Consider the following 19,865-nt stretch of genomic DNA (forward strand, 5'->3'; position numbering starts at 1 on the left):
TTAATGACCAATAGCGGACATTAAAAATGGCGAAAAACGGCCAATAATCTTGGCGTTGACACCTATTTCTTTATTGGCGTGGCGATGGTGATTATTTTTTTATTTATCTACTCCAAAATAACACCGCACAACGAATGGCAGTTAATCAAAAACAATAATACCGCGGCGTCACTGGCGTTCAGCGGCACATTGTTGGGTTATGTGCTCCCGTTATCCAGTGCGGCAATCAATGCGGTGAGCATTCCAGATTATTTCGCCTGGGGTGGGATCGCACTGGTGATTCAGTTACTCGTTTTTGCTGGTGTCAGACTTTATATGCCCGCATTAAGCGAAAAAATTATTAATCACAATACCGCAGCAGGATTGTTTATGGGAACCGCCGCGCTGGCTGGCGGTATTTTTAATGCAGCTTGTATGACGTGGTAATGGATGATCATGGCCAGAAAAAGCAAATCAAGAAATAACAGTAAAATTGGTCACGGAGCGATCAGTCGCATTGGTAGACCGCATAATCCTTTTGAACCACGTCGCAATCGCTACGCACAAAAATATTTAACGTTGGCGCTAATGAGTGGTGCCGCTTTTTTAGTGGTCAAAGGATGGGGTGAAAGTAGCGATGTCGATAACGACGGCGACGGAACGTTTTACTCGACAGTACAGGATTGTATTGATGACGGTAATAATTCAGACATCTGTGCTCATGGCTGGAACAACGCCAAAGCGGCATTTTATGCCGATGTTCCAAAGAATATGACTCAGCAGAATTGTCAGTCTAAGTACGAAAATTGCTACTACGACAATGTTGAACAGAGTTGGATCCCGGTCGTTTCTGGATTTTTGTTAAGCCGGGTTATTCGTAAAGATCGCGATGAGCCGTTCGTCTATAACAGCGGTGGATCCTCATTTGCTTCCCGCCCCGTCTGGCGCAACACTTCCGGTGATTACTCCTGGCGCTCCGGTTCTGGCAAAAAAGAGTCTTACTCTTCGGGTGGATTCACCACCAGAAAAGAGTCAACCGTTTCTCGCGGCGGCTATGGCCGTTCTTCCAGCGCCCGTGGGCATTGGGGAGGCTAATCATGTTAAGACACAACGTTCCTGTACGGCGGGATCTGGACCAGATCGCCGCTGACAACGGTTTCGACTTTCATATCATCGATAATGAAATTTATTGGGATGAGAGCCGGTCTTACCGCTTTACTCTGCGCCAGATTGAAGAGCAGATCGAAAAACCGACTGCGGAACTGCATCAGATGTGCCTTGAGGTGGTAGAGCGTGCGGTTAAAGACGAAGAGATCCTGACGCAACTGGCGATCCCTCCACTGTACTGGGATGTGATTGCTGAAAGCTGGCGCGCCCGCGATCCTTCTCTGTATGGCCGGATGGATTTTGCCTGGTGTGGCAATGCGCCGGTGAAGCTGCTGGAGTACAACGCTGATACGCCGACCTCGTTGTATGAGTCGGCTTATTTCCAGTGGTTGTGGCTGGAAGATGCCCGGCGCAGCGGCATTATTCCGCGTGATGCCGATCAGTACAATGCCATTCAGGAACGCCTGATTTCACGCTTTAGCGAGCTTTATAGTCGGGAGCCGTTTTATTTTTGCTGCTGTCAGGACACCGACGAAGACAGGAGTACCGTGCTGTACTTGCAGGACTGCGCCCAGCAGGCAGGGCAGGAGTCGCGGTTTATCTACATTGAAGATCTCGGTTTGGGCGTCGGCGGCGTACTGACCGATCTTGATGATAATGTCATCCAGCGTGCATTTAAGTTATATCCGCTGGAGTGGATGATGCGTGACGATAACGGTCCGCTGCTGCGCAAGCGCCGCGAGCAATGGGTGGAGCCGTTATGGAAAAGCATCTTGAGCAACAAAGGGTTAATGCCGCTGCTTTGGCGCTTCTTCCCTGGTCATCCTAATCTTCTTGCATCCTGGTTCGATGGCGAAAAACCGCAAATTGCCGCTGGCGAAAGCTATGTGCGTAAACCGATCTACTCACGCGAGGGCGGCAACGTCACCATTTTCGACGGCCAGAATAACGTCGTTGACCACGCTGATGGTGATTATGCCGATGAACCGATGATCTACCAGGCGTTTCAACCTCTGCCGCGATTTGGCGATAGCTACACACTCATCGGTAGCTGGATTGTCGATGACGAAGCGTGCGGAATGGGGATCCGTGAAGATAATACGCTGATCACCAAAGACACCTCACGTTTCGTTCCGCATTACATTGCTGGCTAAGAATGTTTTAGCAATCTCTTTCTGTCAGGAATCCATGGCAGTGACCATACTAATGGTGACTGCCATTGATGGAGGGAGACACAGTGCACTGGCAAACTCATACCGTTTTTAATCAACCTATACCATTAAATAACAGCAACTTATACCTGTCTGATGGCGCGTTCTGCGAAGCGGTAACGCGTGAAGGTGCTGGTTGGGATAGCGATTTTCTCGCCAGTATTGGTCAGCAGTTAGGAACGGCTGAATCCCTGGAGCTGGGGAGGCTGGCGAATGTGAATCCACCTGAATTATTGCGCTACGATGCCCAGGGGCAGCGTCTGGACGATGTGCGTTTTCACCCCGCCTGGCACCTGCTGATGCAGGCGCTATGTACCAATCGGGTGCACAATCTGGCCTGGGAAGAAGACGCTCGCTCCGGCGCATTTGTGGCGCGTGCCGCGCGTTTTATGTTGCACGCACAGGTTGAGGCAGGGTCGTTATGTCCGATAACCATGACCTTTGCCGCCACGCCATTGCTGTTACAGATGTTACCCGCGCCGTTTCAGGACTGGACCACGCCACTGCTGAGCGATCGCTACGATTCCCATTTATTGCCAGGCGGGCAAAAACGTGGCTTGTTGATTGGCATGGGAATGACGGAAAAGCAGGGCGGTTCCGATGTCATGAGCAACACCACCCGGGCAGAGCGTCTGGACGATGGCTCTTATCGGCTGGTGGGACATAAATGGTTTTTCTCGGTGCCGTAAAGCGATGCGCATCTGGTGCTGGCGCAGACCACGGGGGGCGTGTGTTTGTAAGCGTATACGACTGATGTGACGCTGGTTTCGATTAACTAAATGAAATATGTGAAAATTGTAGGCCGGATAAGGCGATAGCGCCGCATCCGGCATTGTTCATTTGCTGTTGATGACACTCACGCATACAGTATCGCCTGTACGCGCCAGTTATCAGGTTGCTGGTCTTCATACATGGTAATAATGCGGTACCATGATGCACCTTGTTCATCGGCCTTTAACGCCACGATACGTTCCACGTCCTGCGGATCCCCTGAAATATTGCTAACCGAGATCTGACCTATTTCATTCAGGCCCGTCACGCAGTCAGCACTGGCGAATTCTGCAGACTGTGCCGTGGCGCTCGCAGGATAAGTCACTAATTGCAGCGAGGGTGAGGCAAGTAATTGTTTCATCGTCAGCTCCATTTTTCGTTTCCCCACATGTTGCAGGGCATTCCATCGCGGTAATAAACGCCCGAGCTTCCAGCCGGTAATTTATTGTGCACAAGTAAACGCATAGGGACGCAAAGCAATGTAAAGCTGACTATGTAAGTTGTCTGATTTATTTACGATACAAAATGGCTTGTGAATACCACTGTCCTGTCACGATGGTTTCGTCCACCATGACGACAACGTAATAATCAGCTTTTGCAGCGGCAGCTTTCGCTCTGATTTCTGCTAATGCGTCATCCGGAGAACCCCGAACCATCGTGCTTACGCTACCTATTCGCTGTAATCCTTGCGTCTGGTCGCGGCGAATCTCTTGCGGATGGTCCATTACTGGCGGTGCTGGCTGTGGCGTACCTTGCAGTGCGCTACAGGCACTTAACATCAATACCAATAATAAACTGGCAAACCGATAAATAATGCTATTACGTTTCCTGCTAACCATAGTGTAGTGCCTTATTTATTTAACTTTGGGGGAATGTTCCCGAATTGTTACCTGGTACGCGATTTTCGAATGAAAACGTGACGAAAGCGTAACCCACATCTCAACATTATGAACTAATACCGCCAGCAGAAACTTGTGCTAAGGATTTCTTCATGTCATACCAGACAAAAAGGAGAGACAGATGATTGAAATAGACTCGCGCGTGCTGGCAGATATTCCCGTTCTTCATGCTTATCCTGCCGGGCAAAAAGATACCCCGTTACCGTGCGTGATTTTTTATCACGGTTTTACTTCGTCCAGTCTGGTGTATAGCTATTTTGCCGTTGCGCTGGCGCAGGCTGGTTTGCGGGTGATCATGCCGGATGCGCCCGATCACGGTAGCCGTTTTAGTGGCGACACAGCGCGGCGGTTAAATCAATTTTGGCAAATCTTGCTACAAAGTATGCAGGAATTCACTACTTTACGTGCGGCAATAGCCGAAGAAAACTGGCTGCTTGATGACCGTCTGGCAATCGGTGGTGCATCGATGGGCGCGATGACGGCACTGGGAGTTACCGCTCGCCACCCCGCGGTGAAATGTACCGCCAGCATGATGGGATCGGGCTATTTTACATCGCTCGCCCGTTCACTGTTTTCACCGCTGACACCTGAAACGGCAACACAGCAGATTGAATTTAATAACATTATCGCGCCACTGGCAGAGTGGGAGGCGACAAACCACCTGGAACAACTTGGGGACAGACCTCTACTGCTGTGGCATGGTCTCGACGATGACGTCGTGCCTGCCGACGAATCACTACGTTTGCAGCAGGCCTTAAGCGAGGCAGGACGGGATAAACAGTTAGCCTGTTTATGGCAGTCAGGTGTGCGTCACCGCATTACGCCTGAGGCGTTAGATGTTGCCGTGACGTTTTTCCACCAGCATCTTTAAACACGCAGAATGCTGACCCCCTGCGCTTCCAGTTGTTGCAGGATTTCCGGGTTAGCATTTTTGCCGGTGATCAGCATATCGATTTGATCGGCACGGCTAAAAAGCATTCCCGCACGTTCGCCAATCTTACTGCTATCAACCAGTACCACCAGTTTCCCTACCACGCTCAACATCTTCTGCTCTGCCATTGCTGTCAGCATATCGGTTTTATACAACCCTTCTGCGGTCAGTCCTTTACCGCTGGTAAACATCCAGTGCCCGGCATAGAGACTGTTTTCGCTGCCCTGTGGGCTTAAGGTGATGGACTGGCTTTTGTTGTATTGACCGCCCATGATAATCACGCTGTCATGCTCCTGATCGATCAGGTAGTTTGCCAGCGGTAGATAATTGGTGATGATTTGCACTGGCTTGCCACACATTTCCCGCCCAAGCAGAAACGCGGTGGAGCCGCAGTTGATGACTACGCTTTCGCCAGGATTAACCAGTTGCGAGGCTGCTTTAGTGATACGTACTTTTTCATCATGGTTCTGTGCCTGATGCAGATTCATTGGCGTCCAACGCGGTCGCTGTTGGGTAATCGCTTCTGCGCCATTGCGCACTTTTTTCAGTTTGCCGCTTTCGTCAAGTTTATTGATATCGCGTCGCGCAGTGGCAGGCGAAATTCCCAGACGCTCAACAACTTTCTCAACGGTCACGAAGCCCAATTGTGCGAGCATTTCCAGGAGGATTTGATGTCTTTGTGCTTCAGTCATGAGCTATTCCGATAAAATTTGATTTTTTTAGATGATATTTGAAATAGCCAGGAAATACTACGCCGGATAGCGCGAACTTCTCCACGCTATCCGGTATAAACGACAGATTACAGGAATGACTTGAACGGCAGATCCGGTTCAATAGTGAAGCAATCATCGAAACCACGCGGATAGTGGTACTCGAAGTTGTCTTTATCCAGCGGCCAGGTAAATTTGCCGCCCACCTGCCAGATAAACGGCTTGAAGCCATATTTCAAACGATCTTTTTTCATCTCCCACAGCACGCGGATCTCTTGCGGATCGGCCTGGAAGTTTGACCAGATGTCGTGGTGGAACGGGATCACCACTTTCGCATTCAGGGCTTCACCCATACGCAGTATATCGGCGCTGGTCATTTTGTCGGTAATACCGCGTGGGTTCTCACCGTACGATCCTAACGCCACGTCGATCTGATACTCGTTACCGTGCTTCGCATAGTAGTTAGAGTAGTGGGAGTCACCGCTGTGATACAGGGTTCCACCAGGGGTTTTGAACAGATAGTTCACCGCGCGATCGTCCATGCCGTCCGGCAGTACGCCAGCCGCTTTTTGATCGGCAGGCAGGGTGATCAGTGCAGTACGGTCAAAAGCGTCAAGCGCATGAATTTCAATGTCTTTCACTTTTACAACATCGCCCGGTTTGACTACGATGCAACGCTCTTTCGGCACGCCCCAGCCAATCCACAAATCCACGCAGGTTTTCGGCCCAATAAACGGTACGTCATCAGCGCAGTTCTGCATCACGGCAGCAGCAACGTTGACGTCGATATGATCGTTGTGATCGTGAGTCGCCAGTACTGCGTCGATCTGGCGAATCGCAAACGGATCAAGAACAAACGGGGTGGTGCGCAGGTTTGGTTGCAGTTTTTTCACGCCCGCCATACGCTGCATCTGGTGGCCCTGTTTCATTAACGGGTTACCGTGACTTTGTTTGCCAGTGCCGCACCAGAAATCAACGCAAACGTTGGTGCCACCTTCCGATTTCAACCAGATCCCGGTGCAGCCAAGCCACCACATCGCAAATGTGCCAGGGGCGACCTGCTCTTGTTCAATTTCTTCATTCAGCCAGCTACCCCACTCCGGGAAAGTGCTCAGGATCCAGGATTCACGGGTGATACTTTTCACTTTACTCATCGCCATTTACCTTCATGATAGTTCAATTCGAATCAATGTATGATTGGTTTTGATTAATCCTGACACTATTTTTTCAGGAAGGCAATGACCATTTTTTGACTTTTTGCCAGAGGAGTTGTTGTGGATTTGGAGTGTGGAAAGATTTAATGGAATATTTAATTCAATTAACAAAATGAATTTAAATGAATAATTGTTTTTTTATGCGAATCCCACACTCTCTATGTGGAATTATTTGCGGGTCGCGTCACATTTAATCATAAATAATCTTGTTGTGATTACTTTTGAAAATTAGAGTGAGTGCACAACATTCCGGGTGTGCGGAATACCCGGTTACCTCTTCTTCAGGAGATCGTTATGGAGATCCTCTACAACATCTTTACCGTGTTTTTTAATCAGGTCATGACCAATGCCCCGTTGTTGCTGGGTATTGTGACCTGTCTGGGGTACATCCTACTGCGCAAAAGTGTCAGCGTTATTATTAAAGGAACAATTAAAACCATTATTGGTTTCATGTTGTTGCAGGCAGGGTCCGGCATCCTCACCAGCACCTTCAAACCGGTGGTGGCGAAAATGTCCGAGGTTTACGGCATCAACGGCGCAATTTCTGATACTTACGCATCAATGATGGCAACCATCGACCGCATGGGTGATGCCTATAGCTGGGTGGGTTACGCCGTGTTGTTAGCGCTGGCGCTGAACATCTGTTACGTGCTGCTGCGTCGCATTACCGGTATTCGTACCATCATGCTGACCGGCCACATCATGTTCCAGCAGGCGGGGCTGATTGCTGTTACGTTGTTTATCTTCGGCTACTCCATGTGGACGACCATTATCTGTACTGCGATTCTGGTTTCGCTCTACTGGGGCATTACCTCCAACATGATGTACAAGCCGACTCAGGAAGTGACGGACGGCTGCGGTTTCTCCATCGGTCACCAGCAGCAGTTTGCATCATGGATTGCTTATAAAGTCGCGCCGTTCCTCGGCAAAAAAGAAGAAAGCGTTGAAGACCTCAAACTGCCTGGCTGGCTGAACATTTTCCACGACAACATCGTCTCCACGGCGATTGTGATGACCATCTTCTTTGGTGCCATTCTGCTCTCCTTCGGTATCGACACCGTACAGGCGATGGCGGGCAAAGTGCACTGGACGGTCTACATCCTGCAAACCGGTTTCTCCTTTGCGGTGGCGATTTTCATCATCACTCAGGGCGTGCGCATGTTTGTGGCAGAACTCTCTGAAGCGTTTAACGGTATTTCCCAGCGCCTGATTCCTGGTGCGGTTCTGGCGATTGACTGTGCGGCTATCTATAGCTTCGCGCCGAACGCCGTGGTCTGGGGCTTTATGTGGGGCACCATTGGTCAGCTGATTGCTGTTGGCATCCTGGTCGCCTGCGGTTCCTCGATCCTGATTATTCCGGGCTTTATCCCGATGTTCTTCTCTAACGCGACTATCGGCGTGTTCGCTAACCACTTTGGCGGCTGGCGTGCTGCGCTGAAGATTTGTCTGGTGATGGGGATGATCGAAATCTTTGGTTGCGTCTGGGCGGTGAAACTCACCGGTATGAGTGCCTGGATGGGCATGGCGGACTGGTCGATTCTGGCACCGCCGATGATGCAGGGCTTCTTCTCCATCGGTATCGCCTTTATGGCCGTCATCATTGTAATTGCACTGGCTTATATGTTCTTCGCTGGCCGCGCGCTGCGCGCAGAAGAAGATGCAGAAAAACAACTGGCAGAACGGTCTGCTTAATAAGGAGTTTTGATTATGACCGTACGTATTCTGGCTGTGTGTGGCAACGGACAAGGCAGTTCCATGATCATGAAGATGAAAGTGGACCAGTTTTTAACCCAATCAAACATTGACCACACGGTAAACAGCTGCGCGGTTGGCGAATACAAAAGCGAGTTGAACGGTGCAGATATCATCATCGCTTCTACGCACATCGCGGGCGAAATCACCGTGACCGGTAACAAATACGTGGTTGGCGTGCGCAACATGCTCTCTCCGGCTGACTTTGGCCCGAAACTGCTGGAAGTGATCAAAGAACATTTCCCGCAGGACGTGAAGTAAGGACTCGCCATGAAATTACGTGATTCGCTGGCTGAAAATAAATCCATCCGTCTGCAAGCCGAAGCTGAAACCTGGCAGGACGCGGTGAAAATCGGCGTTGATCTGCTGGTGGCGGCAGATGTTGTCGAGCCGCGTTACTACCAGGCGATTCTGGATGGTGTTGAACAGTTTGGCCCTTATTTCGTTATTGCACCGGGGCTGGCGATGCCGCACGGGCGTCCGGAAGAGGGCGTTAAGAAAACCGGCTTCTCTCTGGTCACGCTGAAAAAGCCGCTGGAGTTCAACCACGAAGATAACGATCCGGTGGATATCCTCATCACCATGGCTGCGGTCGATGCCAACACTCACCAGGAAGTGGGCATCATGCAGATCGTCAATCTGTTTGAAGATGAAGAGAATTTCGACCGTTTACGCGCCTGCCGTACCGAGCAGGAAGTACTGGATCTCATTGACCGCACCAACGCGGCAGCTTAAGAAGGAATTGAAGATGTCATTACCCATGTTGCAAGTCGCGCTGGACAACCAGACTATGGACAGCGCATACGAAACCACTCGCCTGATTGCTGAAGAAGTCGACATTATCGAAGTGGGCACCATTCTGTGCGTAGGCGAAGGCGTGCGTGCGGTTCGTGACCTGAAAGCGCTTTACCCGCACAAAATCGTGCTGGCCGACGCCAAAATTGCCGATGCGGGCAAAATCCTTTCTCGTATGTGCTTCGAAGCCAACGCTGACTGGGTGACCGTGATTTGCTGTGCCGATATCAACACCGCCAAAGGCGCACTGGATGTGGCAAAAGAGTTTAACGGCGACGTGCAGATCGAATTGACCGGCTACTGGACCTGGGAACAGGCGCAGCAGTGGCGCGACGCAGGCATTGGGCAGGTGGTTTATCACCGCAGCCGTGACGCGCAGGCCGCAGGCGTGGCGTGGGGCGAAGCAGATATCACCGCGATCAAACGTCTTTCTGATATGGGCTTTAAAGTGACCGTCACCGGTGGCCTGGCGCTGGAAGATCTGCCGCTGTTCAAAGGCATTCCGATTCATGTGTTTATCGCGGGTCGCAGCATCCGTGATGCCGCTTCTCCGGTGGAAGCCGCACGCCAGTTCAAACGTTCCATCGCCGAACTGTGGGGCTAAGGAGCGGATATGTTGTCCAAACAAATCCCGCTTGGCATCTATGAAAAAGCGCTCCCCGCCGGGGAGTGCTGGCTGGAAAGACTGCAACTGGCAAAAACGTTAGGTTTCGATTTTGTCGAGATGTCGGTGGATGAAACAGACGAGCGCCTGTCGCGCCTCGACTGGAGCCGCGAGCAGCGTCTGGCACTGGTCAACGCGATTGTTGAAACTGGCGTGCGCGTACCGTCCATGTGCCTTTCTGCTCATCGTCGTTTCCCGCTGGGCAGCGAAGATGACGCAGTGCGGGTGCAGGGGCTGGAGATTATGCGTAAAGCTATCCAGTTCGCCCAGGACGTTGGCATTCGTGTGATCCAACTGGCGGGTTATGACGTTTACTATCAGGAAGCCAATAACGAAACGCGTCGTCGTTTCCGTGACGGCCTGAAAGAGAGTGTTGAGATGGCAAGCCGCGCGCAGGTGACGCTGGCAATGGAGATCATGGATTACCCATTGATGAACTCCATCAGCAAGGCGCTGGGCTATGCCCACTATCTCAATAATCCGTGGTTCCAGCTTTATCCGGATATCGGCAACCTGTCGGCGTGGGATAACGACGTACAGATGGAATTGCAGGCTGGAATAGGGCATATCGTCGCTGTCCACGTCAAAGACACCAAACCCGGCGTCTTCAAGAACGTGCCGTTTGGCGAAGGTGTAGTGGATTTCGAACGTTGTTTCGAAACGCTCAAACAGAGTGGCTATTGCGGGCCGTACCTGATTGAGATGTGGAGCGAAACGGCAGAAGACCCGGCTGCAGAAGTGGCGAAAGCGCGTGATTGGGTGAAAGCGCGCATGGCCAAAGCAGGCATGGTGGAGGCGGCATAATGAAAACGCTAAAACAGCAGGTATTTGAAGCCAATATGGATTTGCTGCGCTACGGGCTGGTGACCTTTACCTGGGGTAACGTCAGTGCCATCGACCGCGAACGCGGGCTGGTGGTGATCAAGCCCAGCGGTGTCGCTTACGAAACCATGAAAGCAGACGATATGGTAGTGGTCGATATGAGCGGCAAGGTGGTGGAAGGGGAGTATCGCCCATCTTCCGACACCGCTACGCATCTCGAACTCTACCGTCGGTATCCGTCGCTTGGCGGCATTGTCCATACCCACTCCACTCATGCTACCGCATGGGCGCAGGCGGGGCTGGCGATCCCGGCGTTAGGCACCACGCATGCTGACTACTTCTTTGGTGATATCCCGTGTACGCGCGGATTAAGCGAAGAAGAGGTGCAGGGTGAGTACGAACTGAACACCGGCAAAGTGATTATCGAAACGCTGGGTGACGCCGAGCCGCTGCATACGCCGGGAATTGTGGTGTATCAGCACGGACCGTTCGCCTGGGGGAAAGATGCCCACGATGCGGTGCATAACGCGGTGGTGATGGAAGAAGTGGCGAAAATGGCGTGGATTGCGCGCAGCATTAACCCACAACTGAATCATATCGACAGCTTCCTGATGAATAAACACTTCATGCGTAAGCACGGTCCTAACGCTTATTACGGGCAGAAGTAAAACACGCGCTGCGGAAATTTCCTTCTTCGGGAGATAACTGGTCTAATTCCGCAGCCGTTTTTCAAAAAAAGCCCCCTGCGAAGGGGGCAAAGCAAACTATGGCAATGTTTCGTTGGTTATACCTGGTGTTAGCGATAAATATCCGCGCTGGCGTGCATATTGCCGTTACTCCCCGGTTCCCGCATCAGAATCACGTGGTAGTACGTTGCGCCCTGCGCATCTGTCTCTTCATTTAATGCCTGACGTGCTTCACTTTCAGTGGCAAAGTTATGGTTGATATAAATCACGCCTAAGCTCTGTACGTCGTCCATATTTCTGGCCTGGTGGTTATTAATTTCAATGGCTGCCCATGTATTTGCACTTAGCAAAAGCACAGCCAGAAGGGCTAAAACACGGCTGAACATAGATACCTCCTCGACGGCTGTCTTCGTGTGCTCTCCTCTGCGGTGATCTTCTGATTTAATTTTAATCAATGATAAAGAAGTGGATGGTGACCATTTCTGATGCAGTTGTTCAAAAAAACACCATGATGAAGTGTGATGAACTTCAAATCAGCGTGTTAGTACGATTTGGTGAAGGATGAGATTTATTTGTCGGCTGGCCTTGAGTTTAGCGGGGGATGTCAGTACTATAACGCGTCATTTTTCAGCCGACCTTTAACACGTTCCTTGCCTCCCCGGGATTCGGCTGACCCAGACAGGAGGCTGAATAATCCGTAAGGAGCAATTCGATGCGTCATTACGAAATCGTTTTTATGGTCCATCCTGACCAGAGCGAACAGGTTCCGGGCATGATCGAGCGCTACACTGCTGCCATCACTGGTGCAGAAGGCAAGATCCACCGTCTGGAAGACTGGGGCCGCCGTCAGCTGGCTTACCCGATCAACAAACTGCACAAAGCTCACTACGTTCTGATGAACGTTGAAGCGCCGCAGGAAGTGATCGATGAGCTGGAAACTACCTTCCGCTTCAACGATGCCGTTATCCGCAGCATGGTTATGCGTACCAAGCACGCTGTTACCGAAGCATCTCCGATGGTTAAAGCGAAAGACGAGCGCCGTGAGCGTCGCGATGATTTCGCAAACGAAACCGCTGATGATGCTGAAGCTGGGGATTCTGAAGAGTAATTTCTGATGACCAACCGTCTGGTGTTGTCCGGCACCGTGTGCAGGACTCCCCTTCGAAAGGTCAGTCCATCAGGAATTCCTCACTGCCAGTTCGTGCTTGAGCATCGTTCTGTGCAGGAGGAAGCCGGTTTTCACCGGCAGGCGTGGTGCCAAATGCCCGTTATTATTAGCGGACACGAAAACCAGGCCATTACTCACAGTATAACGGTCGGCAGTCGCATAACCGTTCAGGGGTTCATTTCATGCCACAAGGCAAAGAACGGACTGAGCAAAATGGTTTTGCATGCCGAGCAGATTGAATTGATAGATTCTGGAGACTAGCCATATGGCACGTTATTTCCGTCGTCGCAAGTTCTGCCGTTTCACCGCGGAAGGCGTTCAAGAGATCGACTATAAAGATATCGCTACGCTGAAAAACTACATCACCGAAAGCGGTAAGATTGTCCCAAGCCGTATCACCGGTACCCGTGCAAAATACCAGCGTCAGCTGGCTCGCGCTATCAAACGCGCTCGCTACCTGTCCCTGCTGCCGTACACTGATCGCCATCAGTAATCGGTCACGGTCCATTAATACGACTTTGAGAGGATAAGGTAATGCAAGTTATTCTGCTTGATAAAGTAGCAAACCTGGGTAGCCTGGGTGATCAGGTAAACGTTAAAGCGGGCTATGCTCGTAACTTCCTGGTACCGCAGGGTAAAGCTGTTCCAGCTACCAAGAAAAACATTGAATTCTTCGAAGCACGTCGCGCTGAACTGGAAGCTAAACTGGCTGAAGTTCTGGCAGCAGCTAATGCTCGCGCTGAGAAAATCAATGCACTGGAAACTGTTACCATCGCGTCTAAAGCTGGCGACGAAGGTAAACTGTTCGGTTCCATCGGTACTCGCGACATCGCTGATGCTGTAACTGCAGCTGGCGTTGAAGTGGCTAAGAGCGAAGTTCGTCTGCCGAACGGCGTTCTGCGTACCACTGGCGAACACGAAGTGAGCTTCCAGGTTCACAGCGAAGTATTCGCGAAAGTGATCGTAAACGTAGTAGCTGAATAATTCGTTATTCAACGAGACGTAAAAACGCCGACCTTAGGTCGGCGTTTTGCTTTTTTAAGTGATAAAACCGCAGAAACAGACGTTCCCTTCATAAATCGCAAGTTGCTTAGCGTGTCAGTTATCTCGAATTAGCCGATGTTCTTATCAGGCATGGCGCACAGACTAATACAGATCTTAAAGAACTCTGGTCCAGGATTGTTTTTAATATTCTTGTGTCGAATACCGATGACCACTTACGTAATAAGGGATAGAAAGCATAACAGTACGTTTATGAAGAAATACGTACCAGCATACTCGTTGGTACGTATTTCAAACTCAGATTATTGCATCATCATCAGCAGGGTTTCTCCTTGCTGAATTATCTTTCCATGTTGGTTAAACAATTGTAAGGCAAAAGTCACAATACCTCGGTCTTCACGTTTGGTGGGGCGTTTTTTAACCACTGTAATAACGGCATGAATATGATCCCCTGGTAATAATGGTGCACAGAATGACCAGTTCCAGTTTAATGTAGCAACTGCACGTAAACGTACAATAGAACGGTTCTTCAGGCCGTCCGTCAATGCTAAACCTAACAGACCGTGGGCAATGCGTCCTGGAAATCCTTTTTCCCTTGCAAATTCATCATCCATATGGACATCGAAAAAATCACCGCTAATACCAGCAAAAGCAATAACTTGTGACTCTGTTACGTTAAGACCGGGTGTTTGGTAGTGATCGCCTGGTTCCAGATTGGCATAACCATATTCTCCTGGCGTAAGTTCTCTTCCTGAAGGAAGAATAATTTCTGTTTTAGACATGGTATTTCCTTTATTTTTTTCATTTGCAATTCTATAGGTGAAAAATAAAAACTACGACTGTATTGCTAAATTTGTTTGTTCAACAAGTTTCGGTGGCCTAATTACAGACCATAAAATAATGGCGCCAATAATATCCAGGAAGGCAAGTATCACAAAGAATGTCGAGAAGCCAATTGCAGCAACGAATACACCAATGAATATATTAAATATCAGTTGCCCTGTATATCCACACCCTCCCGATAATCCAACGACTGTTGCGACTTCTTCTTTTTCAAAAAGATCGGCCCCCATAGTGGCAACCACAGTAGATAAGCATTGATGTGAGAATGCGCCAATACTAATGAGTAATACAGCAATGTACGGATTAGTGACGATACTAACCAAACCAATCGACATCATCGTTGTTGCAGCGAATGTGAATGTAATTCTTCGTGCATTAAGAAGACTAACTCCGCGATCGTGGAAAAACTTAGCGATAAAACCGCTAGATAAACAACCTAAATCACCTAATAAAAATGGGAGCCAGATAAACATTGCTATATCTTTTAAACTGAAATGCAATGTCTCAACGAAGAATATTGGAACCCAGAAGTTGATTGTTCCCCAAGCCGGTTCGGCCAGGAAACGAGTGATGCCAATACCCCAGAAATTGCGCTTTTTAATAACATGAAGGATAGTTGCTTTTTTAGTTTTATTAGAATCAAGATGTTTTTCTTGCCCTGATTCTATATAGTGTCTTTCTTCGTCAGAAAGTCCTTTGGCATCTTTAGGGTCTTTATAAAAGATAAACCACATTACTGCCGCAAATAATGCCAGACAACCTGAAACCAGAAATGCGAATTGCCAACTATGGAACATTATGCACCAGGCAATAAGCGGTGGAGCAAGCATGGCACCAAGAGATGTACCCGTGTTGAAGAATCCCGCAGCAATACCGCGTTCTTTAGCAGGAAACCACGTCGATACTGTCTTTATCCCTGCGGGAAAGACGGAGGCTTCACTTACCCCCATCAGGCCACGCATAAAGGCCAGACCTTGCCAGGACCCCGCTAATGCGTGCCCCATAGTGGCAAGTCCCCAGATTATAATACAAATGAAAAAGCTAAATTTCAGACCGATAAGGTCAATAAAGAATCCCATTACAGGTTGTCCAATTGTATATGCTAACTGGAATGCACTGACAACCCATGAATATTGCTCTTTAGTTATTCCCATCGTTTGCATTATTGTGGGAGCGGCCACGCCTAATGCTGTTCTGTCCAAATAGTTAATTACAGTGATGAAGCATATTAAGACAATAATATGCCACCTATAGTGCTTGATTTTTTTCATGATTAAACCTTTGATATTATCAATAGAAAATACTCACAATGTAAATGTGTGAACTTTGCAAATCATAAAATATTTATTTGATAGCTACGGATTTAAAAATATTTATTTTATATAGATATCCCCAAGGAGAAACTCCGGCCAATTTTTTTCAAAATAATTATTTTTGAAGTTGCTTGTTTGACGTATTTTATGTCTAGTTATTATAAATTCTCCATTGTTAAGCTGAATCGTTGCTCGTGATTCTCTTTCGTTTTCAGACTCCAACCTAAAACGCCATTCTTCTATTGCACCCTGTCGAGTTTGTGGTAGTCCTTCCCCATAGTAATCAATAATTATCCGCGCCCCACGACTGCCGCCACCTGCGTCAATATAATGCGTCAATTGTGTCAATACGGCGGCAGAGGTCAGCGCCATATGCCGCCACATAAATAGCTCGGCAATTTCACCAACATGGTTGATGGTCAAACCATGTTGGTGCACATACTCACTTAACAGTAGGGCGTCACGGGTGGCGTGACGAACTTTATCGGCATGACAAATAAATCCCGCGTAATCAGACATTCGCGCCTGGATTTTTTCTTTCACCGTTACCAGCGCCATTCCATTCTCGTTTGCCAGTGCCTGAGTGATAACCTCTCTGACTGTATTCAGAGGCGCGGCCACCAGCTGCGCGACATCACCCTCAACAGACTGCTTTTGTGTGCAACCAATAAAGCGCGCCAGACGCACGGCAAAAACCTGTCCGGCATTCAACGCCGCACCGCCTGGTCGGGTAACACCGTGAGTTCCGGCTACTTCTCCCACCGCAAAACAACCGGGCAGTGACGTTTGCCCCCAGATATCGACTTCAATGCCGCCATTCATGTGCTGATTATTCATGGCAAACTGCAATGGCTGCGTGGTGAGATCGTAACCATGCATTTTATACAGCGAGATAGACAGCGGATTCATCCGTTGTAGCCGTTCGATGGGCGATTGCGCCAGAGCGTTGTTATTTTCCAGATACGCGCGAACGTCGTCGTCCAGTCGATCTAATGAGAATGGCAAATCGCCAGGCACCGCTTCAGGATTGCGATTGAAGTCCATAAACACCCGACGACCATGGTGCTGCTCTTGCGCCACCGCCATATCTAACAAGCTGGAGCCAAAATCTATTACCCGAGTGGCGTGGAACGGCCACTGATAGCCTTTACGGAAGATGTTTGAAGCCAGTTCCTGGGTAGTACGATAGTAATCCGCGAGGAAGTTATACTCGTTGCCCTCAGCATCTACGGAATAGATATATGGGAGCACCTGTACATAAGTACCGGATAAATTCCACGGGAACGTGCTACGCGGCGTGCCTATACCAAACTGGCTTTCGGTCAGATTCGTTAACGTTATACCTTCTTCCAGCGCCAGCCCCAGCGATCCGAAGCATTTATGCGGATAAACACTGTCGCGATAGAGTTCGCCAGGCCCGCCTGTTGCCAGTACCACATTAGGGGCAGTCACAATTGCCAGCCCCCACGGGTTATGGGCGCGGGAACCGGTAGCGAGGATTGCCCCCGCGACGCGATCTTCGCCATTCTCTCTGCGCTGATGCAGCAGTTTAATCACCGTTGCACTGGTCAACATTGGGATAGCGAGGCGCTGCACTTCTTCCAGCAATACTTTCACCATCAGGCGGGAAGTCCGTGGCCCACAGGAGGTCGCACGTCCGGCTTCGTCATGGTCAGTTTGATAACGGAGAATCGCGCCATAGCGATCTTCTGGTAATTCCAGACCAAGATATTGCAGCCCGCCAAGAGTATGCAGGGAACCAACCGCTTCAACATAAGCGGTGTCGTGATCCATCGCACCTCCGCTCGCCAGTGCCTCGGCCAGTTTGGCAAAGTTGTCACCACTACCCGCAGTGGCGGCGGTAAACAATGTCTGTTTATCGGAACCAGAGCAGGCCGACGTTCCCATATATAACCCGGCGGTGGCGATCAGCACATTTTGCTGGCGACGTTTCAGTTCAACCGCCGCACGTAATCCTGCAGCGCCGCTACCAACGACCAGCGCATCAACTTGCCAGATCGGGTAATCAACATCCTCAACGGTGACAATTGACGTTGGCTCTGCGGGCATAAACCCCTTAGGGAAAGTGACGTGCGTCAGCGCATCAAGGATGGCCTCATCAAGCTGGCTCATTCGTCCTCCATCGGCGTAAACAAGCGACTTTCCATCAGGCGCGGCTGATTGATAATCGGACGGAAGGCCATGAACGGCAGAATGTCGCGGTCAATGTCTACGCCAGGGGCGACCTCAACCAGTTCCACACCCTGTGGCGTTAACTGGAATACAGCGCGCTCGGTGATGTACAACACATCCTGTTTACGCTGTTGCGCATATTCTCCACTGAACGTTATCTTTTCAACTTCTGAAACAAGTTTTGCTACCTGACCGGATTGAATGATTTCCAGGCCCGCATTTGTGACGTTTATTTTGCTACCCTTGGCATCAAATGTGCCGCAGAACACCACTTTATGGGCATTCTGTGCAATTTCGATAAAACCGCCAGGTCCGATAAGGTTATTATTGAGATGGGAAACATTGACGTTTCCATACTGATCCATTTCCCCCATACCGAGGAAAGTTATATCGGCACCACCACCACTATAAAAATCAAACTGCTCAAGAGAAGGAATTATCGCGTCAGCATTGCGAGCACAGCCAAACAGCGCATCATCCAGCATCATGCCGTTATGTACACCTTGTTCCACGCTGAGCCAAAGGGTATCAAAAGGGACTCCTTCACGTAGAGCAATACCAGGGATCCCTCCAGGCATGCCAAAGCCAAAGTTTGTAGATGCACCGGCGACTAACTCGCGTGCTGCTCGTCGTGCAATTAATCGACGTATTGGGTGTGAAACCAGTTCAATAGAGTTTTGAGAACATAGACGACGATGCTGGCCGCTGATAGAAAGATCATAACCCCCCAGGTATGTTTGTTGTTGCTCTCTGTATTCCACGACGCCATCGACTAAAATACCGGGTATTTTTACTCGTCTGGGCTCAATAGCACCTGTTTCAAGAATGTCACGGACCTGCACAAAGACTTTACCGCCACTATTATGGGCAGCCAGTGCTATAGAGTTGCAATCCAGATCGACGGCTTCTTCTTCCAGGCTAATATTTCCACGTGGGTCAGCATAAGTACCACGCACAATTGCGTAATCAACTTTAAATGGGCGATAACGCAACTTTGTTTCCCCATCAATTTCAATTAGCTCGACCAGATCTTCTGTCGTGCGCGAGTTAGATTTCCCACCTCCATTACGTGGATCAATAAAAGTTCCAACCCCGACATGAGTGAACAGTCCTGGGCGACCAGCGCCTATTTCACGTAATAATGTCTGGATAACGCCACTTGGAAAGCAATAAGCCTCGATCTCATTATTCTTAACCAACGCCTGCATTTTAGGGGACCACGTGAAATGCCCCGCAATGACGCGTTTTAGCATCCCTTTATGAGCAAAACGGTTGCTGCCTTTTTGTTCTCGGTCTCCTACGCCTAATGAATGTATAAGCGTAAGGTTACATGGATGCCCGGTTTCCAGAAACCGTGTTTCCAGCGCTTGTAGTAAATAATCGGCTTCAACCATCCCACCGCCATTACCGCTAATGGCGATTGTTGCGCCATCTTTAATACCGGCGACCAGCGTTTCTGCAGAATTAATTTTGCTCATGTGTCAATCCCTATGTTGATCATAAATATCTGATGCTCGCAATTCCCTGAAAGATATTTAGCGTATTAACATGTTATTCATTCATAACTTTTCGTAACGTGTAAAGTTAAATAACAAACTGTTTTTGAGAGCGAAAAATATAAAATAACGCTTAACAATAATAAGAAAGCCCGTTAATACTCTTGTCCAATATTTGGTTGATATTCTTTTCCCACCAGGATGAAGAAAATATTTCTAATTCGATAAATCCATTAAACCCGGCGTTTTCAACCAACTGGCGAATAGAGGCAATATCAATTACGCCATCGCCTGGCATTCCTCTGTCAT

The 19,865-nt window shown here is 49.3% G+C and carries 23 protein-coding genes and 3 pseudogenes; 16 read left to right on the top strand and 10 right to left on the bottom strand.

The window, feature by feature from the left end:
• Positions 1–84: 84 nt before the first annotated feature.
• From A7090_RS17150 to A7090_RS17165, 4 genes and pseudogenes are all read left to right on the top strand, one after another.
• Entirely contained in the window at positions 85–426 is a 342-nt protein-coding gene (locus A7090_RS17150) for a DUF350 domain-containing protein (RefSeq protein ID WP_241957279.1), read from the top strand.
• Positions 427–435: 9 nt separating this feature from the next.
• Positions 436–1,074 carry a DUF1190 domain-containing protein gene (locus A7090_RS17155; protein WP_105274942.1) on the top strand — a complete coding sequence of 213 codons (639 nt, stop codon included), beginning with the start codon at positions 436–438 and terminating at the stop codon, positions 1,072–1,074.
• Positions 1,075–1,076: 2 nt separating this feature from the next.
• Entirely contained in the window at positions 1,077–2,240 is a 1,164-nt protein-coding gene (locus tag A7090_RS17160; protein WP_105274943.1) for a glutathionylspermidine synthase family protein, read from the top strand.
• Positions 2,241–2,323: 83 nt separating this feature from the next.
• Positions 2,324–2,983: pseudogene (locus tag A7090_RS17165) on the top strand (isovaleryl-CoA dehydrogenase); the annotation flags it as partial.
• Between the two features lie 170 nt (positions 2,984–3,153).
• Here A7090_RS17165 and yjfN read toward each other — a convergent pair.
• Both yjfN and bsmA read right to left on the bottom strand, forming a co-directional pair.
• Complete coding sequence (yjfN, locus tag A7090_RS17170) at positions 3,154–3,429, bottom strand: DUF1471 family protease activator YjfN (RefSeq protein WP_000811566.1); 276 nt, start codon at positions 3,427–3,429, stop codon at positions 3,154–3,156.
• Between the two features lie 148 nt (positions 3,430–3,577).
• Positions 3,578–3,907, bottom strand: coding sequence for a biofilm peroxide resistance protein BsmA (bsmA, locus tag A7090_RS17175; RefSeq protein WP_105274944.1), 330 nt, complete (start codon positions 3,905–3,907; stop codon positions 3,578–3,580).
• A gap of 181 nt (positions 3,908–4,088) precedes the next feature.
• Between bsmA and yjfP the strand changes: the two genes are divergently transcribed.
• The gene (gene yjfP, locus A7090_RS17180) at positions 4,089–4,838 is read left to right on the top strand and encodes an esterase (RefSeq protein WP_105274945.1); all 750 of its coding nucleotides are present in this window, start codon (positions 4,089–4,091) and stop codon (positions 4,836–4,838) included.
• Here the strand turns inward: yjfP and ulaR are convergent.
• A complete protein-coding gene (gene ulaR / locus A7090_RS17185) occupies positions 4,835–5,590 on the bottom strand; it encodes an HTH-type transcriptional regulator UlaR (protein WP_000133643.1) in 756 nt (251 codons plus the stop codon). The two genes, yjfP and ulaR, sit on opposite strands and share 4 nt — an antisense overlap.
• A gap of 107 nt (positions 5,591–5,697) precedes the next feature.
• A complete protein-coding gene (gene ulaG, locus A7090_RS17190) occupies positions 5,698–6,762 on the bottom strand; it encodes an L-ascorbate 6-phosphate lactonase (protein WP_105274946.1) in 1,065 nt (354 codons plus the stop codon).
• 354 nt (positions 6,763–7,116) lie between these two features.
• On the opposite strand from ulaG, the gene ulaA reads away from it, so the two are divergent.
• From ulaA to ulaF, 6 genes are read left to right on the top strand one after another with little or no spacing between them, the layout of a single operon-like run.
• Positions 7,117–8,514 carry a PTS ascorbate transporter subunit IIC gene (gene ulaA, locus A7090_RS17195; protein WP_105274947.1) on the top strand — a complete coding sequence of 466 codons (1,398 nt, stop codon included), beginning with the start codon at positions 7,117–7,119 and terminating at the stop codon, positions 8,512–8,514.
• Between the two features lie 15 nt (positions 8,515–8,529).
• The gene (gene ulaB / locus A7090_RS17200; RefSeq protein ID WP_000218355.1) at positions 8,530–8,835 is read left to right on the top strand and encodes a PTS ascorbate transporter subunit IIB; all 306 of its coding nucleotides are present in this window, start codon (positions 8,530–8,532) and stop codon (positions 8,833–8,835) included.
• 9 nt (positions 8,836–8,844) lie between these two features.
• Entirely contained in the window at positions 8,845–9,309 is a 465-nt protein-coding gene (ulaC, locus tag A7090_RS17205) for a PTS ascorbate transporter subunit IIA (RefSeq protein ID WP_021564805.1), read from the top strand.
• A 13-nt stretch (positions 9,310–9,322) separates the two neighbouring features.
• Positions 9,323–9,973 carry a 3-keto-L-gulonate-6-phosphate decarboxylase UlaD gene (gene ulaD, locus A7090_RS17210; RefSeq protein ID WP_000056749.1) on the top strand — a complete coding sequence of 217 codons (651 nt, stop codon included), beginning with the start codon at positions 9,323–9,325 and terminating at the stop codon, positions 9,971–9,973.
• Positions 9,974–9,982: 9 nt separating this feature from the next.
• Positions 9,983–10,837 carry an L-ribulose-5-phosphate 3-epimerase UlaE gene (gene ulaE, locus A7090_RS17215; protein ID WP_105274948.1) on the top strand — a complete coding sequence of 285 codons (855 nt, stop codon included), beginning with the start codon at positions 9,983–9,985 and terminating at the stop codon, positions 10,835–10,837.
• Positions 10,837–11,523 carry an L-ribulose-5-phosphate 4-epimerase UlaF gene (gene ulaF, locus A7090_RS17220; protein ID WP_105274949.1) on the top strand — a complete coding sequence of 229 codons (687 nt, stop codon included), beginning with the start codon at positions 10,837–10,839 and terminating at the stop codon, positions 11,521–11,523. The genes ulaE and ulaF overlap by 1 nt, the downstream gene beginning before the upstream one ends.
• A 128-nt stretch (positions 11,524–11,651) precedes the next feature.
• On the opposite strand, the gene yjfY is transcribed toward ulaF, so the two are convergent.
• On the bottom strand, positions 11,652–11,927 hold the full coding sequence (yjfY, locus tag A7090_RS17225; RefSeq protein WP_000492914.1) for a DUF1471 family protein YjfY: 276 nt from the start codon (positions 11,925–11,927) through the stop codon (positions 11,652–11,654).
• A gap of 326 nt (positions 11,928–12,253) precedes the next feature.
• Here yjfY and rpsF point away from each other — a divergent pair, with 326 nt between their 5' ends.
• The 5 genes and pseudogenes from rpsF to A7090_RS17250 all read left to right on the top strand — a co-directional run.
• On the top strand, positions 12,254–12,649 hold the full coding sequence (gene rpsF, locus A7090_RS17230) for a 30S ribosomal protein S6 (protein WP_001216676.1): 396 nt from the start codon (positions 12,254–12,256) through the stop codon (positions 12,647–12,649).
• A 6-nt stretch (positions 12,650–12,655) separates the two neighbouring features.
• Positions 12,656–12,970 (top strand): primosomal replication protein N, encoded by a 315-nt coding sequence (priB, locus tag A7090_RS17235; protein WP_016159978.1) that lies wholly within the window; start codon positions 12,656–12,658, stop codon positions 12,968–12,970.
• Positions 12,971–12,974: 4 nt separating this feature from the next.
• Positions 12,975–13,202 carry a 30S ribosomal protein S18 gene (gene rpsR, locus A7090_RS17240; protein ID WP_000135199.1) on the top strand — a complete coding sequence of 76 codons (228 nt, stop codon included), beginning with the start codon at positions 12,975–12,977 and terminating at the stop codon, positions 13,200–13,202.
• A 41-nt stretch (positions 13,203–13,243) separates the two neighbouring features.
• Positions 13,244–13,693 (top strand): 50S ribosomal protein L9, encoded by a 450-nt coding sequence (gene rplI / locus A7090_RS17245; protein ID WP_001196062.1) that lies wholly within the window; start codon positions 13,244–13,246, stop codon positions 13,691–13,693.
• A 113-nt stretch (positions 13,694–13,806) separates the two neighbouring features.
• Positions 13,807–13,941, top strand: a pseudogene (locus tag A7090_RS17250) (HipA domain-containing protein); the annotation flags it as partial.
• Between the two features lie 72 nt (positions 13,942–14,013).
• On the opposite strand, the gene A7090_RS17255 reads toward A7090_RS17250, so the two are convergent.
• The 5 genes and pseudogenes from A7090_RS17255 to A7090_RS26675 all read right to left on the bottom strand — a co-directional run.
• Positions 14,014–14,493, bottom strand: coding sequence for a MaoC family dehydratase (locus tag A7090_RS17255; protein ID WP_105274950.1), 480 nt, complete (start codon positions 14,491–14,493; stop codon positions 14,014–14,016).
• A gap of 51 nt (positions 14,494–14,544) precedes the next feature.
• The gene (locus tag A7090_RS17260) at positions 14,545–15,825 is read right to left on the bottom strand and encodes an MFS transporter (RefSeq protein ID WP_105274951.1); all 1,281 of its coding nucleotides are present in this window, start codon (positions 15,823–15,825) and stop codon (positions 14,545–14,547) included.
• 102 nt (positions 15,826–15,927) lie between these two features.
• A complete protein-coding gene (locus tag A7090_RS17265; protein WP_105274952.1) occupies positions 15,928–18,000 on the bottom strand; it encodes an FAD-binding protein in 2,073 nt (690 codons plus the stop codon).
• On the bottom strand, positions 17,997–19,538 hold the full coding sequence (locus A7090_RS17270) for an acyl CoA:acetate/3-ketoacid CoA transferase (RefSeq protein ID WP_105274953.1): 1,542 nt from the start codon (positions 19,536–19,538) through the stop codon (positions 17,997–17,999). The genes A7090_RS17265 and A7090_RS17270 overlap by 4 nt, the downstream gene beginning before the upstream one ends.
• Positions 19,539–19,689: 151 nt before the next feature.
• A pseudogene (locus tag A7090_RS26675) lies at positions 19,690–19,865 on the bottom strand (sugar phosphate isomerase/epimerase); the annotation flags it as partial.

It is taken from the genome of Escherichia sp. MOD1-EC7003 (assembly GCF_002965065.1).
Lineage (GTDB): Bacteria > Pseudomonadota > Gammaproteobacteria > Enterobacterales > Enterobacteriaceae > Escherichia.

Bases quoted from the DNA above. Each gene is read 5' to 3' on its own strand.
- A7090_RS17150 (WP_241957279.1), top strand. From the start codon at position 85: ATGGTGATTATTTTTTTATTTATCTACTCCAAAATAACACCGCACAAC.
- A7090_RS17155 (WP_105274942.1), top strand. From the start codon at position 436: ATGGCCAGAAAAAGCAAATCAAGAAATAACAGTAAAATTGGTCACGGA.
- A7090_RS17160 (WP_105274943.1), top strand. From the start codon at position 1,077: ATGTTAAGACACAACGTTCCTGTACGGCGGGATCTGGACCAGATCGCC.
- yjfN (WP_000811566.1), bottom strand. From the start codon at position 3,429: ATGAAACAATTACTTGCCTCACCCTCGCTGCAATTAGTGACTTATCCT.
- bsmA (WP_105274944.1), bottom strand. From the start codon at position 3,907: ATGGTTAGCAGGAAACGTAATAGCATTATTTATCGGTTTGCCAGTTTA.
- yjfP (WP_105274945.1), top strand. From the start codon at position 4,089: ATGATTGAAATAGACTCGCGCGTGCTGGCAGATATTCCCGTTCTTCAT.
- ulaR (WP_000133643.1), bottom strand. From the start codon at position 5,590: ATGACTGAAGCACAAAGACATCAAATCCTCCTGGAAATGCTCGCACAA.
- ulaG (WP_105274946.1), bottom strand. From the start codon at position 6,762: ATGAGTAAAGTGAAAAGTATCACCCGTGAATCCTGGATCCTGAGCACT.
- ulaA (WP_105274947.1), top strand. From the start codon at position 7,117: ATGGAGATCCTCTACAACATCTTTACCGTGTTTTTTAATCAGGTCATG.
- ulaB (WP_000218355.1), top strand. From the start codon at position 8,530: ATGACCGTACGTATTCTGGCTGTGTGTGGCAACGGACAAGGCAGTTCC.
- ulaC (WP_021564805.1), top strand. From the start codon at position 8,845: ATGAAATTACGTGATTCGCTGGCTGAAAATAAATCCATCCGTCTGCAA.
- ulaD (WP_000056749.1), top strand. From the start codon at position 9,323: ATGTCATTACCCATGTTGCAAGTCGCGCTGGACAACCAGACTATGGAC.
- ulaE (WP_105274948.1), top strand. From the start codon at position 9,983: ATGTTGTCCAAACAAATCCCGCTTGGCATCTATGAAAAAGCGCTCCCC.
- ulaF (WP_105274949.1), top strand. From the start codon at position 10,837: ATGAAAACGCTAAAACAGCAGGTATTTGAAGCCAATATGGATTTGCTG.
- yjfY (WP_000492914.1), bottom strand. From the start codon at position 11,927: ATGTTCAGCCGTGTTTTAGCCCTTCTGGCTGTGCTTTTGCTAAGTGCA.
- rpsF (WP_001216676.1), top strand. From the start codon at position 12,254: ATGCGTCATTACGAAATCGTTTTTATGGTCCATCCTGACCAGAGCGAA.
- priB (WP_016159978.1), top strand. From the start codon at position 12,656: ATGACCAACCGTCTGGTGTTGTCCGGCACCGTGTGCAGGACTCCCCTT.
- rpsR (WP_000135199.1), top strand. From the start codon at position 12,975: ATGGCACGTTATTTCCGTCGTCGCAAGTTCTGCCGTTTCACCGCGGAA.
- rplI (WP_001196062.1), top strand. From the start codon at position 13,244: ATGCAAGTTATTCTGCTTGATAAAGTAGCAAACCTGGGTAGCCTGGGT.
- A7090_RS17255 (WP_105274950.1), bottom strand. From the start codon at position 14,493: ATGTCTAAAACAGAAATTATTCTTCCTTCAGGAAGAGAACTTACGCCA.
- A7090_RS17260 (WP_105274951.1), bottom strand. From the start codon at position 15,825: ATGAAAAAAATCAAGCACTATAGGTGGCATATTATTGTCTTAATATGC.
- A7090_RS17265 (WP_105274952.1), bottom strand. From the start codon at position 18,000: ATGAGCCAGCTTGATGAGGCCATCCTTGATGCGCTGACGCACGTCACT.
- A7090_RS17270 (WP_105274953.1), bottom strand. From the start codon at position 19,538: ATGAGCAAAATTAATTCTGCAGAAACGCTGGTCGCCGGTATTAAAGAT.